Genomic DNA, 13,042 nt, shown 5'->3' on the forward strand with positions numbered 1-13,042 from the left:
CTGTCGGCGCCCTGCCGCCCGTGGGCCTGCTGGATCCCGAGTTCGCAGCGTGGCGGAAGTCCGGCCCTCCCCCAGCGTCTGCCCTGGCCGCTGCCGTTCAACTTCTCTATATGCTTGGACCATGCGCGAACTACAGGGACAGATCATTGCAGAACTTGGCGTCCAGCCCGAGATTGACCCAGCCGCGGAGATTTCCCGCCGGGTGCAATTCCTGAAGGACTACCTCAAGACCACGGGGACGGGCGGCTACGTGCTGGGCATCAGCGGCGGGCTCGACTCCACCCTGGCAGGGCGGCTCGCCCAACTTGCCGTGGAAGAACTCGCCGACGAGGGCATCAACGCCAACTTCATTGCGGTGCGCCTGCCCTACGGCGTCCAACACGATGAAGACGACGCGCAAGCCGCGATGGATTTCATAAAAGCCAAGACCGAATGGACGTTCAACATCGCCCCCGCGGTGGACGGCTTCGAGTCCGAGTTCGCCAAGACAGCCACAGAGGATGTCACCGACTTCAACAAGGGCAATATCAAGGCACGCAGCCGCATGATCGCCCAGTACGCACTCGCCGGACAGGACAACCTGTTGGTCATCGGCACCGACCACGCAGCCGAATCTGTGACTGGGTTCTTCACAAAATTCGGGGACGGCGGCGCCGACATTCTCCCACTGTTCACCCTGAACAAACGCCAGAACCGCGCCTTACTCAAACACCTCGGCGCCTCCGAGCAACTGTGGAACAAGATCCCCACCGCAGACCTCCTCGACGGCGTCCCCGGCCGCACCGACGAGGACGAACTTGGCATCACCTACAACGAAATAGACGACTACCTCGAGGGCCGCGACGTCAGCGACGCAGCCGCCCAGGGCATCGAACGCCGCTTCCTGCAGAGCCGCCACAAGCGCACCGTCCCGGTCACGTTGCTCGACACCTGGTGGCGCTAACCGCCCTCGGAAGCACCACCGTCGGGCTTACGCGTATATTCAAGGCAGACCCAACTATTCAAGGCAGTCCCAACACCGCAACGACGCGCCAAAGGTGGAGACCATGAATGTCACCGAGAAATTCCGTGCAGCCCGCAACCAATTGTTGGATATGCGCCTGGATAACGCCCGGGCCCAACGCGAATTTGTTTGGCCCCGCTTCACCGAGTTCAACTTCGCGCTCGACTGGATCGATGCGATCGCCGCGGACCCCGACACCGGCAACAAGCCCGCACTGGTCATCGTGGAACAGGACGGAACATCCACCCGCCGCAGCTTCGCGGACCTCTCAAAACGTTCCAACCAGGTGGCCAACTGGCTCCGCGGCCAGGGCATCCAGCGCGGCGACCACATGATCATCATGCTCGGCAACCAGGTGGAATTGTGGGAGCTGATGCTGGCCTGCATCAAGCTCGGCGTCGTCATGATCCCCACAACCACCATGATGGGTCCGGCAGATCTGCGTGACAGGGTGGAGCGCGGCCAAGCCCGCTGGGTGAGCGCCCGGGAAGAGGATGCTGCCAAGTTCACCGATGTCCCCGGCAGCTACACCCTGGTGGGCGTCGGACTGGAAGGCGGCGCCGAGAACACCGGTGCCCACGCAACGGCCGCGGCCGGACGCCCCGTGCTCACCTACGCGGAATCGGAGGCCGCGGGCGAGGATTTCACCCCGGATGCGCCCACCAAGGCCGACGAAACCATGCTGCTCTACTTCACCTCCGGCACCACCTCCAAGGCCAAGCTGGTGGAACACACGCACACCTCCTACCCCGTCGGCCACCTGTCCACCATGTTCTGGATCGGGCTGGAACCCGGCGACGTCCACCTCAATGTCGCCTCCCCCGGCTGGGCCAAGCACGCGTGGTCCAACGTGTTCACGCCCTGGATCGCCGAGGCCTGCGTGTTCATTTACAACTACACGCGCTTTGACGCCGCCGCGCTCATGGCGCAGATGGAAAAGGAGCACGTGACGAGTTTCTGTGCCCCGCCCACCGTCTGGCGCATGCTCATCCAGGCCGATCTCACCCTCCTGAAAACCCCGCCCACCAAGGTGGTTTCCGCTGGTGAGCCGCTCAACGCCGAGGTCATCGGCCAGGTGGAGCGCGCCTGGGGCCAGCTGATCCGCGACGGCTTTGGCCAGACAGAGACCACGGTCCAGGTCGCCAACACCCCCGGCCAGCCCATCAAGATCGGGTCCATGGGCCGCCCCCTCCCAGGCTACGACGTCGTGCTGGTGGACCTGCTGACAGGGGAGGAAACGGACGACGGCGAACTTTGCCTGCGCTTGAATCCCGCCCCCGTAGGGCTCACCAAGGGTTATTTCGGGGACCCGGAGAAGACGGCCGATGCCTTCCGCGGCGGCTATTACCACACGGGCGATGTGGCCAGCCGGGACGAAAACGGCATCCTGACCTATGTGGGCCGCAGTGACGACGTCTTCAAGTCCTCGGACTACAGACTCTCCCCGTTTGAGCTGGAGAGCGTGCTGATTGAGCATCCGGCGGTGGCTGAGGCCGCCGTCGTGCCTTCACCCGATGCGCTGCGACTGAGCGTACCCAAGGCATATGTGGTCCTCGCAGCATCCTACGAGCCCAGCGATGAGCTTGCCGGGGAGATCTTTGCGTACTGCCGCGAGCACCTGCCGGCGTACAAGCGGATCCGCCGGCTGGAGTTTGCGGAGCTCCCCAAGACCATTTCGGGCAAGATCCGCCGGGTTGAGCTCCGTGCCAACGAAGAAGCGCGCCACGGCACCGCTTCCACCGAGGAAACAGCACCGGGCGCGCCCGATCACAACTTGGCGAACAAGGAATACCTAGACTCGGCCTTCCCCTCGTAACCCCCAAACGCTCGATCCCCTATGGGGGGCCTTAAACGGCAACGCTCGTGCAGATAAGGGTCATTAAACGCGAACGCTCGCTCACACAGCACGTGCTGTGTGAGCGAGCGTTCGCCAAAAGCGCCCCGTATGTGAGCGGGCGTTGGGAGGAGAGGTTACGCGGTGAGTGAGTCCACGTATTCCTGGTTCTCGCCGATCCACTTCTTCACAACTTCTGTGTAGTCGTCGACCTTGTCGCCGCCAAACATGGCGTTTTCCAGTGAGTACAGCTTGTCGGACTCCATCTTGAAGTCCTTCAGCCAGCCGTCAAGCTTGGGGTAGTCCTTGTCGAAGGCAAGGCGTGAGTAGCCGTAGATGCCTTCGGCTTCGCCCAAGGCGCCCTTGGGGTCCTTCAGGTCCTTGACCGGGAATGCGTCGTAGGCCCAGTGCGGACGCCACAGGGTGACAACAATGTTCTCGCCCTTGGTGGTGGCCGTCTTCAGCTCGGAGAGCATGGCCGGTGTTGACGAGGTGATGTATTCCATCTTGTCCAGGCCGTAGCCGGGGATGACCTCATTGGTGGTTACTTCCGTCAGGCCGGCTCCGGGTTCAATGCCAATGATCTTGTTGCCGAACTTGTCAGCGTTGGCTGCCAGTTCCTCCAACGAGTCAATGGGGGCATCCTCGTTGACGGCAATGGTCAGTGACGCTTCAGAGTTCCACTGGCCCAGTTCGGCGATCTTGTCACCGTACTCGTCCATCATGGTCTTGTGCGTCACCGGCAGCCAGGTGTCCAGCGTGAAGTCGTAATCACCGGTTGACAGGCCCGAGAAAACGGGAGCCACGTCGGCGTTTTGGAGCTTGACGTCGTAGCCCTTCTCATCCAAAATTGCCTTCCACAGCTCGGATGCGGCAATACCCTCATCCCAGCCGTTGAACACGGCAATGGTGACGTCCTTCTTGTCACCGTTCTCCACAGTGGCCGTGTCGCCGGAGCCGGAGCCGCACGCGCTCAAGCCCAGTGCCAGCGTTGCTGCAATGGCAGCAAATCCCATAAATTTCTTCTTCATGATTCATTCCTTTCATTGGCAGCCCAGAATTCATGGCTGCCGCGATTGGTTTGTAAAACTTTTCGTTCGTTCCGGTTGCCCGGCGCCGTTTAGGCGTTCGCGCCAGCCTTGCCGGCCAATTTCTTGCCAGCCTTGCGGGTTGGGCTCTTGCCGGCCCCACTCGTGGAATTGGTGCCAAAGCTGGCTGTCACGCGGTCGAGGAAGACCGCCAGCACGACGACGGCGATGCCGGCTTCAAAGCCGAGCCCGGCGTCGATGCGGCCCAGCGCCAAAACAATCTCGCCACCGAGTCCGGGGGCACCGACCATGCCGGCAATGACCACCATGGACAGCGAGAGCATGATGACCTGGTTGACACCGGCCATGATGGTGGGACGGGCCAGCGGCAGCTGGATTTGGTACAGGATCCGGGCGGGGCTGGAGCCAAACGCGTGCCCTGCCTCAACCACTTCCTTGTCGACGCCGCGGATGCCCAATTCGGTGAAGCGGACGCCCGGAGCCATGGCAAAGATGATGGTGGCAATGATGCCCGGCACCACACCCACGCGGAACATGGCCAGCGCTGGGATCAGGTACACCATGGCAGGCATGGTCTGCAAGAAGTCCAGTATGGGCTTGATGATGGACGAGGCCCGGTTGGAGCTGGCTGCCCAGATGCCCAGCGGGATGCTGATAATCAAGGCCACGACCGTGGCAATCACCACCAGCGCCAATGAATGCATGGCATTTTCCCACTGGTTGACACCGGAAATGACTGCGAACCCCACCGCTGTGCCAACACCCATCTTCCAGCTGCTCGCCCACCACGCAATGGCAGCAAAGACCACGATGATGACCCAGTACGGTGGGGCCGTCAGCAGCCAGTCAAGGCCGTCGTAGGCGCCAACAAAGAACGCCCGAATGAACACGAAAACACTGTCCAGGGTGGTGATCAGCCAGTCAAGGCCGACTTCCACCCATTCGCCCAGCGGGATCCTAAAAACCGGTTCCACTATGCGTCTCCTTCGGTCAGCGCCAGTGCGGCGGTGACAAGTTGTTCGGGGATGGGCGCCACGGCAACATCAACCACGGGGAATTCACCGGTGGTGGAGGGGACGTTGCCCAAGGCGGCCAGGAGCGTGACTCTCGGCAAGGCACCCACCAGTCGTCCGGCGTCGTCCACCACAGGCAAGGGAATGGGACTCTCCACGGCGCGGCCAAAGAGGTCATTCAAGGCGGTATCCGGACTGACCGGCTCAATGCCGTTGCGGATGACTGAGTTCAGGTCGGAGCTGTGCGCCTCAACCTGCTTCATGACGTCACGGTCGCGGACGGTGCCCAGGTAATTGCGGCGGCGGTCGACGACGAACGCGGCCGAAACCTGCAGGTCCCGCATGGTGCGCAGCGCGTTGCGGGGCCCTCCGGAGAGGTTGACCACAGCCAGCGCCGGTTCCATCACACCACCGGCGGTGAGCACGCGGGTCCGGTCGACATCCTGCACAAACGCGGCAACATAGTCGTTGGCCGGGCTGGTGAGAATCTCATCCGGGGTGCCGATCTGAACAATTTCACCGTCACGCATGACGGCGATCCTGTCACCCAGGAACATGGCCTCGTTGAGGTCGTGGGTGATGAAGATGATGGTTTTTTCCAGCTCGGACTGCAGCAGCACCAGCTGTTCCTGCATTTCGCGCCGGATCAGCGGATCCAGTGCGGAGAAGGCCTCGTCCATGAGCAGGATGTCGGTTTCTGCGCAGAGGGCGCGGGCCAGGCCAACACGCTGCTGCATGCCGCCGGAGAGCTCGCCGGGGAACTTCTCGCCCCAGCCCTCAAGGCCCACGAGGGAGAGGATCTTCTCCGCCCGGGCCAGGCGCTCGGGCTTGGCAACACCCTGAACTTCGAGGGCGTACGCGGCGTTTTCCACAACGGTGCGGTGCGGCATCAGGGCAAAGTGCTGGAACACCATGGAGATTTTCTCCTGGCGGACGCGGCGCAGTTCCTTGTCGCTGATCTTGGAAATGTCGGTGCCACCCACCACCACGGAACCCTCGCTGGGGGCCCACAGGCCATTGAGCGTGCGGATCAGCGTGGACTTGCCTGAACCTGACAGGCCCATAACAACGAAAATCTCGCCCTTTTTAACGTCAAAGGTGGCGTCAATGACGGCGGCCGTGCCCAGCGCGGTCAGTTCATCGCGCTTCTTGCCGCCCTTGAGTCGTTTGATGACTTCGGCGGGTCGTTTCCCGAAGACCTTGTAAACATTGCTGACGCTCAGTGCAATGTCATTTTCAGCGCGATTGTGCCCGGGTTCGGGCGGAACTACTAGCGCTGGCGTCACATTTTTTGTGGATTCGTACACGTAGTATCCATCTACGCGAAGGCCCAGATCCCGCCATAGCGGGTGGTCCGAACATTCACGATTGGTGATCTCGTGCTGCAGGCGTTGTTACGCGTCAAACTCTTCGCTCCCCCGCACGCCCCGGCCGGGGCAGCAAGGAAAGACGGTCCTGCCCGCTAGGGCCGGAATCGGGAAGCTATCCCTACCGCCAGTTCGACGGCCTGTGTCTGGCTGCCCACGTGCATGGCGAACATGATTCGTCATGTTCGCCATAAAGTGAGGCAGTTGCCCGCAGGCTTGTCGGTCTACTGGTTCACGTCCCACGCTAACAGAGGCGATTTCGCCAAGGGCGCAATCAGGGTCCATTCGGGGCGCCAGCCCCACCAGCGTCGGTGCTGTGGCAGCGCAGCCGCGGGGCAGGGCAGGAGTTACCGTTTTGTAACCTAGGGCAACGTAATTTAGCGCTTACCGCATCTTCGTTGGTGTCTCTTCCCACAGTCGCTGGCAGATCGCGGCCGCGGGCAGACTACCTGACCGGCTTAACTTGATAGCTTGGATACGTGAAGATTGCTACCTGGAATGTGAATTCGCTCCGTGCCCGCGCCGACCGTGTAGAGGACTGGCTGCGCCGCACCGACGCCGACGTGCTGGCCATCCAAGAAACCAAATGCAAGGACGAGAACTTCCCCTGGGAGCTCTTTGAGAACAACGGCTACGAGGTGGCCCACTTTGGCTTCAGCCAGTGGAACGGCGTTGCCATCGCCTCCCGTGTGGGCCTCGAGGACGTGGAACGCACGTTCTCGGGACAGCCGGCCTTCGGCAAGGGCGGCAAGGATCCCGTTCAGGAAGCCCGAGCCATCGCCGCAACATGCAACGGCGTGCGCATCTGGAGCCTGTACGTCCCCAACGGCCGCGCCCTTGACGATGAACACATGCCCTACAAGCTCCAGTGGCTCGACGAGCTCAAGAATCAAGCCACCGGCTGGTTGGAAGCGGACCCCAACGCCCAGATCGCACTGACAGGCGACTGGAACATCGCCCCGCAGGACGACGACGTTTGGGACATCGACTTCTTCCGCACCCAAGGCCTGACGCACGTCAGCGAACCCGAGCGGGCAGCCTTCTCGGCGTTTGAAGCGGCAGGCTATGTCGACGTCGTCCGCCCTCTGCATCCCGGCCCCGGCGTCTACACCTATTGGGACTACACGCAGCTGCGCTTCCCCAAGAAGGAAGGCATGCGGATTGACTTTGTGCTGGCCTCCCCCGCCCTGGCCGCCCGTGTGAGCGCCGCCGAGATTGACCGCGAGGAACGCAAGGGCAAGGGCGCCTCGGATCACGCCCCTGTCATTGTGGAACTGGGCTGATTCATGGCATCCGGGCTGTATCTGGGCGGCGTGCAACTCCCCTTCGTTTCCAGCCTGCGCGTTTATTTGCCCCGCGGGGCATACACCACTGCCGAATTTGCGCATCTGAAAAGTCTCATGGACCCGGAGCAGGACCCGGTTAGCATCGATGCCTCGGAACTGGCAGATTCCCTCAACCGGGTCAGCCTCACCCAGACCCACCCACTTCCGACGCCGGACGAGGACAAGGTGCGCGTTCTCACCTTGCCTGAGGGTGATGTTGAGTTATACGCGCCAAGTCAGGCGGTGGCCCGGTCCATCGCTGGCTCCGCCGAGCTGCTGACAGGCCATATGGAGCATCTGGCCACCCTGGTCCTGACGCAGGAACAATGGGCGCAGGAGATTGAGCATGCCACCGCGGCCCCCGCCCTGGGCATGCCTCTGCAGACCCGCCAGTCCACGTGGGGCATACCGTTTAGCTGGTTCACGCTGGTCTATGCCAATGACCGCATGGAAGTGGTGGAGGCCAATGGCAGGATCCTGACGGTCCGCATCCAGGTGCCGCTGTCCATAGCGGCGGGCCGCGCCGAGAGGATGCTGGGCATGTTGGCAGCCATGGCCCCGGAACTTGACCTGTTTGCCGAGCTGGAGGATCTGGGACACTGGCTGGCCGGATTCGGCGACGATGGGGTGGTGGAGCTGGACTATGGCCCGGTTGCCAACCGCGTCCACCCCGACGATTCCCCTGCCGACGTCCACATGGGCCTGCAATGCCTGGCCGACGGAGACTTTACAGGGGCTGCCGCCGCCTACCGCCGACTGGCCAACCGCTGGATGCCTATACGGCAGCTGGCCCGGGCCAATTAGTTCCCACGTCAGCCCTGCGGGCAGGTCATCGCGGTGGTGCGGTGGTGTTCCGAATCACCAGCTCAAAGGGCATGACGAGTTCCTGCACGGCTGCCGGTGAACCCTTGAGTTCGGCCATGATCATGCCTGCCGCGGCCCGGCCGTGCTCTGCAGGTTTTTGCGACACCGTAGTCAGGCCTGCCGTGGCAGAGAAGTCGTGGTCGTCGATGCCGATGATGGACAGGTCCGCGGGGACGCGGATGCCGCGCCGCTGGGCTTCAAACATGGCGCCCAACGCCATTTCGTCGGAGCCGCAAAAGAGCGCTGTTGGCAGTTCACCGGGCAGATCAAAGATGCGGGCTGCCGCCCGTGCACCGTCAGCGACAGTAAAATCGCCCGGCTCCAGCCACTCCGGTCGCAATTCAAGCCCTGCCCGGACCATGGTGTCCTTGAACGCCACACTGCGCAGCCCCGGAACCTTGAAATTGCGTTCCTCGTCCGCGGCTCCGTGAAGGTAACCGATACGGCGGTGCCCCAACCCGATGAGGTGTTCGGTGGCCGCCGCGGCCGCAGCAATGTCATCTATGTGGACGCCGGCACAGCCGTCCACCGGGCCCCCAACTGACATCAGCGGAATATCGGTGCGTTGCAATTGCTGCAGCTCTTCGTCCGAGAGCCACAGTGAAAGCACCAGCAGCGCATCAATCTGCTTGCGCACCATGCTCTCGGTGAAGTTCCGCTTGCGCCCATGCAAGTATCCGCCAAGGCTGAAAAGCAGCAGGTTGTACCCATTCTCACGCAGGACCTGATCTATGCCCTCAATGGCATGCCCGAAGTACCAGCGGTCAACATAGGGCACAAGGACTCCCACGGTTTTGGTGCGTCCGGTGGCCAGGCCGCTGGCCGATGGAGAGGGCACATAGCCAAGTTCCTGGGCAGTGCTCAGTACACGTGCGCGTGTTTCAGGGCTCACCCGGGGCAGCCCGCGAAGGGCCCGTGAAACCGTGGCGGTGGAGACCCCTGCGCGCAGGGCAACATCGTCAATGCTCGCGCCCATGAGATCTCCTTACCCAGGCTGCCGCAGAACTACGGCTGCCTTCTGTTGCGCCTCTCCGGAAGCTTCCGGCGCAGGCGGACCATGAACCACAGTCCGAGGCAGACCAGCAATAATCCTAGTGCCCAAATCAGGGCCGGCTGGCCCGTGACTTCCAACCACACGGTGACGCCGAACAGCAGCACGGCCCAGAACCCGAGGAAGCCAATGATGATGTCAAAATCCTCGCCGCTTTTTTGCCGTGTTGTAGGGATGTGCAAGCCATCAGTTTGTTCCAATTTCCGCCCTCCAGACCGTGCCATGGCTATTTCACCGCCCCTGCTGTCAGACCGGCAACGATCTTGCGCTGGAAGATCAGCACCAGCACCACGAGTGGAATGGTCACCACGGTGCCGGCAGCCATGACAGCCGTGTACGGTTCCTGGTGCGGCTGGGCACCGGCAAAGCTGGCAATGGCCACGGTAACTGTCTGGGTCGCATCATTCGAGAGGATACTGGCGATCAGGTACTCATTCCACGCCGCGATGAACGCGAGGATGGCCGTTGTAAAAACTGCCGGCGCGGCCAGTGGCAAGATGACCTTGCGGAAGGCCTGCCCCGCAGTGCATCCGTCAATGCGGGCCGCCTCCTCCAGCTCCCACGGCATCTCCCTGAAGAAGGATGTCAGGGTGTAGACCGTCAGCGGCAGCACGAAGGAAATGTTGGGTATGATCAGCGCCTGGTAGGTGCCGGTCCAGTTGATGTTGGTGAACAGCTGGAACAGCGGCGTCACGATGGCAACACCCGGGAACATCGATGCACCCAAGACAACGCCCAGAACAAGGAACTTTCCGCGGAAGTTGAGCCTGGCCAGTGCGTAGGCCGCGAACACACCAAATAGCAGTGCGACGACGGTCGTGACTCCTGAGATGAACAGCGAGTTCAGCAGCGCCCTGTCAAGGTGATTGCCCCTTTCGGACGAGAACGCCGTAGCAAAGTTATCCCAGGTGACGTGCGTGAAAAATGGTGTGGGGTCAAAGGTGTAGCCAACATCCCTGAAGGCGGTGACCACCATCCAGTAGAACGGCAGCAGGCACCAAATGACAATGACTGCGGCGCTGATGTAGGTCCGCGAACTGGCCCAGCGTTCACGGCGCCGGGCAACGCCCTTGGCAGCGGCAGTGTGGGCATCGGTGGATTGGGTCATGATACTCATTTCAGCTTCCCCCTCGCTCCGCCACTTGCGGATTCAACAGCATTGGCCCCGAGGAACCTGACAAAGATGAATGCCACGATGAAGATGATCAGGAACGTAATCGTCGACAGGGCTGCTGCGGAGTTGAAACCGATCCGGATCTGGTTCACCACCAGGATTGACAGCGTTGTGGTGCCATTGGCGCCGCCTGTCATGATGGCCGGCAGATCGTACATGCGCAGCGCGTCCAGGATGCGGAACAGGATTGCCACCATCAGCGCGGGTTTCACGAGGGGCAGGGTGATCAACCGGAAGCGCTGCCATGCCGAAGCCCCGTCCACTTTTGCCGCCTCATAAATGTCCGAGGGGATCATTTGGAGTCCGGCCAGAATCAGCAGCGCCATGAACGGTGTGGTTTTCCAGATGTCGGCGATGATGATGGCGGCGCGGGCCGGACCCTCGCTGCCCGTCCACAGGATTGAGGTGTTGAACAGAGTGTTGGCAATCCCCTCAAAGGCAAAGATGAAGAACCACAGCTTGGCGGTCACTGCTGTGGGAATGGCCCACGGCACCAGAACGGCCGCCCGGAGCACACTGCGGCCCTTGAAGGCACGGGCCATGATGATGGCCATCCAGAACCCGAGGATGGTTTCAAAGAAAACCGTCACCACCGTGAAGAAGAATGTCACTCCCGTTGCGGACCAGAACTGCGCCCCCAGGGTGCCGGGCGGGCAACTGACAGTTTCACCGCCGGGTCCGGTGCACTGTTGGAACAGCCAATGAAGATAATTGGCGAAACCGGCAAATCCCCCGGCAACAAATGTTCCCGTCACAGGGTCCAGGCCTTCATCATGCTCCAGGGACATGATGATGGCGTTGACCACCGGGTAAAGGATGACGATGGCCAGGACCACCATAGTTGGCACGATCAGCAGCGCCGCCAACCTGCCCTGGGTCTTTTCCTTGCGGTCCATTCCCACTTCTCTATTGCCACCAGGCATGCGTGCCGCGGTGCTGGTTTTGGCTTGTGGGTCCACGTTTGCGGACATTCCTGCCCCTTTCATCGCTCTCGCTTGTCAGCACAGTCCAACCCGGCGCTGGCACCCGCATCGGCTGCCAACGCCGGAAGGGTCTGCTACTTGGACCCTGTTGTGTTGATGGCGGCTTCCATGTCGTTCAGGGCCTGATCAACGGTTTTGGTCCCTTGCAGGGCCGCGAAACTGTTTTGCTGGATGGCCTGGGTGACGGCCGGATAGAACGGTGTCACTGGACGCGGGACTGCGTTCAGGATTGAGGTCTTTAGCACTGGCAGGTACGGCAGCTTGGAAATCAAGTCGGCATCGTCATACAGGGATTCCAGCACGGGTGCCAGCGAGCCCTGTGTGGCATAGAACTTCTGAGTTTCCTCGGTCGTCATGAAGGCCAGGAAGTCCTTGGCCGTGGCCTTGTTCTTCGAGTACACGCTTACCCCCATGTTGTGCCCGCCCAGGGTGGAAGCTCCGGGACCGTCCTTGCCCGGAAGCGGGGCAACACCAAAGGTGTCCTTCACCGTGGAGGAACCGTCGGTCTTGGCAAGGTTGTAGACGTAGGGCCAGTTGCGCAGGAACAACAATTTGCCGGCTTCAAAGGACTGGCGTCCTTGTTCTTCCTGATAGGTCTGCGCCTGCTTGGGAATGTTGCCGTCCTTGAACCCATCCACGAGGTTTTGCAGCCCTGCCTTGGCTTCCGGCGAGTTCACCGTGGCCTTGCCATCCTTGTCAACAATTGATCCGCCCTGGCTGTTGATGGCCTCGGAAACATTGACGGTCAGGCCCTCATACTGTGCGAACTGGCCGGCGTAGCAGTCGATGCCCTTGTCCTTGGCGATCGAACACATGCCCATCATTTCCTCCCAGGTTTTGGGCGGTGTCGGGACCAGGTCCTTGCGGTAGTACAGCAAGCCGCCGTCGGAGGTCTGCGGGAGCGTGTACAGGACATCCTTGTACGTTCCGGTCTGCACAGTGGCTGGAAGCATGCCCTCGGTGGAGGCCGCCATCTTGTCCTTCAAAGGCTGCAGCCAGCCCTTGGCGGCAAATTCCGCCGTCCAAATGACATCGACGCTCGCAACATCGTAGTCAACATTCTTGGCCTGAAAGTTCTTCACCAAGTCATCGTGCTGCTGGTCCGCGTTGTCGGACTGTTCCTTGAATGTGACCTTTTCATCCGGGTGCGCAGCATTCCACTTGTCAAGGAGCGGACGCACGACATTCGAGTTGTCCTTGCCCTGCACATATGTAATGGGGCCTCGTCCGTCAAGGTTTTCATCCGCGGCGCCGCCCCCGCCTCCGCCGCCGCCTGTCCCGCCGCTGCACGCGGTCAGCGCCATCGCCATGACTGCGGCCACCGCCAGCGGCAAACGCATTCTGCTTGTCTTCGTTCCCATGCCCATGCTCCTAAATTC

At 61.6% G+C, this 13,042-nt stretch carries 12 protein-coding genes; 4 read left to right on the forward strand and 8 right to left on the reverse strand.

Translation table 11 applies throughout. The features are described 5' to 3' along the window. The first annotated feature begins 121 nt into the window (after positions 1-121). Both nadE and art_RS11725 read left to right on the forward strand, forming a co-directional pair. Positions 122-943 (forward strand): ammonia-dependent NAD(+) synthetase, encoded by an 822-nt coding sequence (nadE, locus tag art_RS11720; protein WP_038465142.1) that lies wholly within the window; start codon positions 122-124, stop codon positions 941-943. Positions 944-1,046: 103 nt separating this feature from the next. After that, positions 1,047-2,819, forward strand: a complete 1,773-nt coding sequence (locus tag art_RS11725) for an AMP-binding protein (RefSeq protein WP_082000261.1) — start codon at positions 1,047-1,049, stop codon at positions 2,817-2,819. Between the two features lie 155 nt (positions 2,820-2,974). On the opposite strand, the gene art_RS11730 is transcribed toward art_RS11725, so the two are convergent. From art_RS11730 to art_RS11740, 3 genes are all read right to left on the reverse strand, one after another. Beyond that, a complete protein-coding gene (locus tag art_RS11730) occupies positions 2,975-3,868 on the reverse strand; it encodes a glycine betaine ABC transporter substrate-binding protein (RefSeq protein WP_038465144.1) in 894 nt (297 codons plus the stop codon). Positions 3,869-3,957: 89 nt separating this feature from the next. Further along, a complete protein-coding gene (locus tag art_RS11735) occupies positions 3,958-4,860 on the reverse strand; it encodes a proline/glycine betaine ABC transporter permease (RefSeq protein ID WP_038465146.1) in 903 nt (300 codons plus the stop codon). Beyond that, complete coding sequence (locus tag art_RS11740) at positions 4,860-6,122, reverse strand: glycine betaine/L-proline ABC transporter ATP-binding protein (protein ID WP_082000558.1); 1,263 nt, start codon at positions 6,120-6,122, stop codon at positions 4,860-4,862. Before art_RS11740 ends, art_RS11735 begins: the two co-directional genes overlap by 1 nt. Before the next feature lie 623 nt (positions 6,123-6,745). On the opposite strand from art_RS11740, the gene art_RS11745 reads away from it, so the two are divergent. Together art_RS11745 and art_RS11750 are read left to right on the forward strand one after the other, a co-directional pair. Further along, complete coding sequence (locus tag art_RS11745; RefSeq protein ID WP_038465149.1) at positions 6,746-7,549, forward strand: exodeoxyribonuclease III; 804 nt, start codon at positions 6,746-6,748, stop codon at positions 7,547-7,549. A 3-nt stretch (positions 7,550-7,552) separates the two neighbouring features. Further along, complete coding sequence (locus art_RS11750; RefSeq protein WP_038465151.1) at positions 7,553-8,395, forward strand: hypothetical protein; 843 nt, start codon at positions 7,553-7,555, stop codon at positions 8,393-8,395. A gap of 25 nt (positions 8,396-8,420) precedes the next feature. On the opposite strand, the gene art_RS11755 is transcribed toward art_RS11750, so the two are convergent. The 5 genes from art_RS11755 to art_RS11775 form a co-directional block, all read right to left on the reverse strand. Continuing rightward, a complete protein-coding gene (locus art_RS11755) occupies positions 8,421-9,431 on the reverse strand; it encodes a LacI family DNA-binding transcriptional regulator (protein WP_052136348.1) in 1,011 nt (336 codons plus the stop codon). Positions 9,432-9,460: 29 nt separating this feature from the next. Continuing rightward, the gene (locus art_RS11760) at positions 9,461-9,730 is read right to left on the reverse strand and encodes a hypothetical protein (protein ID WP_052136350.1); all 270 of its coding nucleotides are present in this window, start codon (positions 9,728-9,730) and stop codon (positions 9,461-9,463) included. Between the two features lie 2 nt (positions 9,731-9,732). Beyond that, positions 9,733-10,614: a carbohydrate ABC transporter permease gene (locus art_RS11765; protein ID WP_038465153.1), complete on the reverse strand. Its 882-nt coding sequence runs from the start codon at positions 10,612-10,614 to the stop codon at positions 9,733-9,735. 5 nt (positions 10,615-10,619) lie between these two features. Continuing rightward, on the reverse strand, positions 10,620-11,651 hold the full coding sequence (locus art_RS11770) for a carbohydrate ABC transporter permease (RefSeq protein WP_038465155.1): 1,032 nt from the start codon (positions 11,649-11,651) through the stop codon (positions 10,620-10,622). A gap of 86 nt (positions 11,652-11,737) precedes the next feature. Beyond that, positions 11,738-13,024, reverse strand: a complete 1,287-nt coding sequence (locus art_RS11775) for an ABC transporter substrate-binding protein (RefSeq protein ID WP_038469876.1) — start codon at positions 13,022-13,024, stop codon at positions 11,738-11,740. Positions 13,025-13,042: the final 18 nt, after the last annotated feature.

It is taken from the genome of Arthrobacter sp. PAMC 25486, assembly GCF_000785535.1.
In the GTDB taxonomy this organism is placed as follows: domain Bacteria; phylum Actinomycetota; class Actinomycetes; order Actinomycetales; family Micrococcaceae; genus Specibacter.

What these genes read in the sequence shown, in the direction of transcription:
- art_RS11755 (WP_052136348.1), bottom strand. Translation starts at nt 9,431, where the DNA reads ATGGGCGCGAGCATTGACGATGTTGCCCTGCGCGCAGGGGTCTCCACC.
- art_RS11730 (WP_038465144.1), bottom strand. Translation starts at nt 3,868, where the DNA reads ATGAAGAAGAAATTTATGGGATTTGCTGCCATTGCAGCAACGCTGGCA.
- art_RS11725 (WP_082000261.1), top strand. Translation starts at nt 1,047, where the DNA reads ATGAATGTCACCGAGAAATTCCGTGCAGCCCGCAACCAATTGTTGGAT.
- art_RS11765 (WP_038465153.1), bottom strand. Translation starts at nt 10,614, where the DNA reads ATGACCCAATCCACCGATGCCCACACTGCCGCTGCCAAGGGCGTTGCC.
- art_RS11775 (WP_038469876.1), bottom strand. Translation starts at nt 13,024, where the DNA reads ATGGGAACGAAGACAAGCAGAATGCGTTTGCCGCTGGCGGTGGCCGCA.
- nadE (WP_038465142.1), top strand. Translation starts at nt 122, where the DNA reads ATGCGCGAACTACAGGGACAGATCATTGCAGAACTTGGCGTCCAGCCC.
- art_RS11760 (WP_052136350.1), bottom strand. Translation starts at nt 9,730, where the DNA reads ATGGCACGGTCTGGAGGGCGGAAATTGGAACAAACTGATGGCTTGCAC.
- art_RS11750 (WP_038465151.1), top strand. Translation starts at nt 7,553, where the DNA reads ATGGCATCCGGGCTGTATCTGGGCGGCGTGCAACTCCCCTTCGTTTCC.
- art_RS11770 (WP_038465155.1), bottom strand. Translation starts at nt 11,651, where the DNA reads ATGTCCGCAAACGTGGACCCACAAGCCAAAACCAGCACCGCGGCACGC.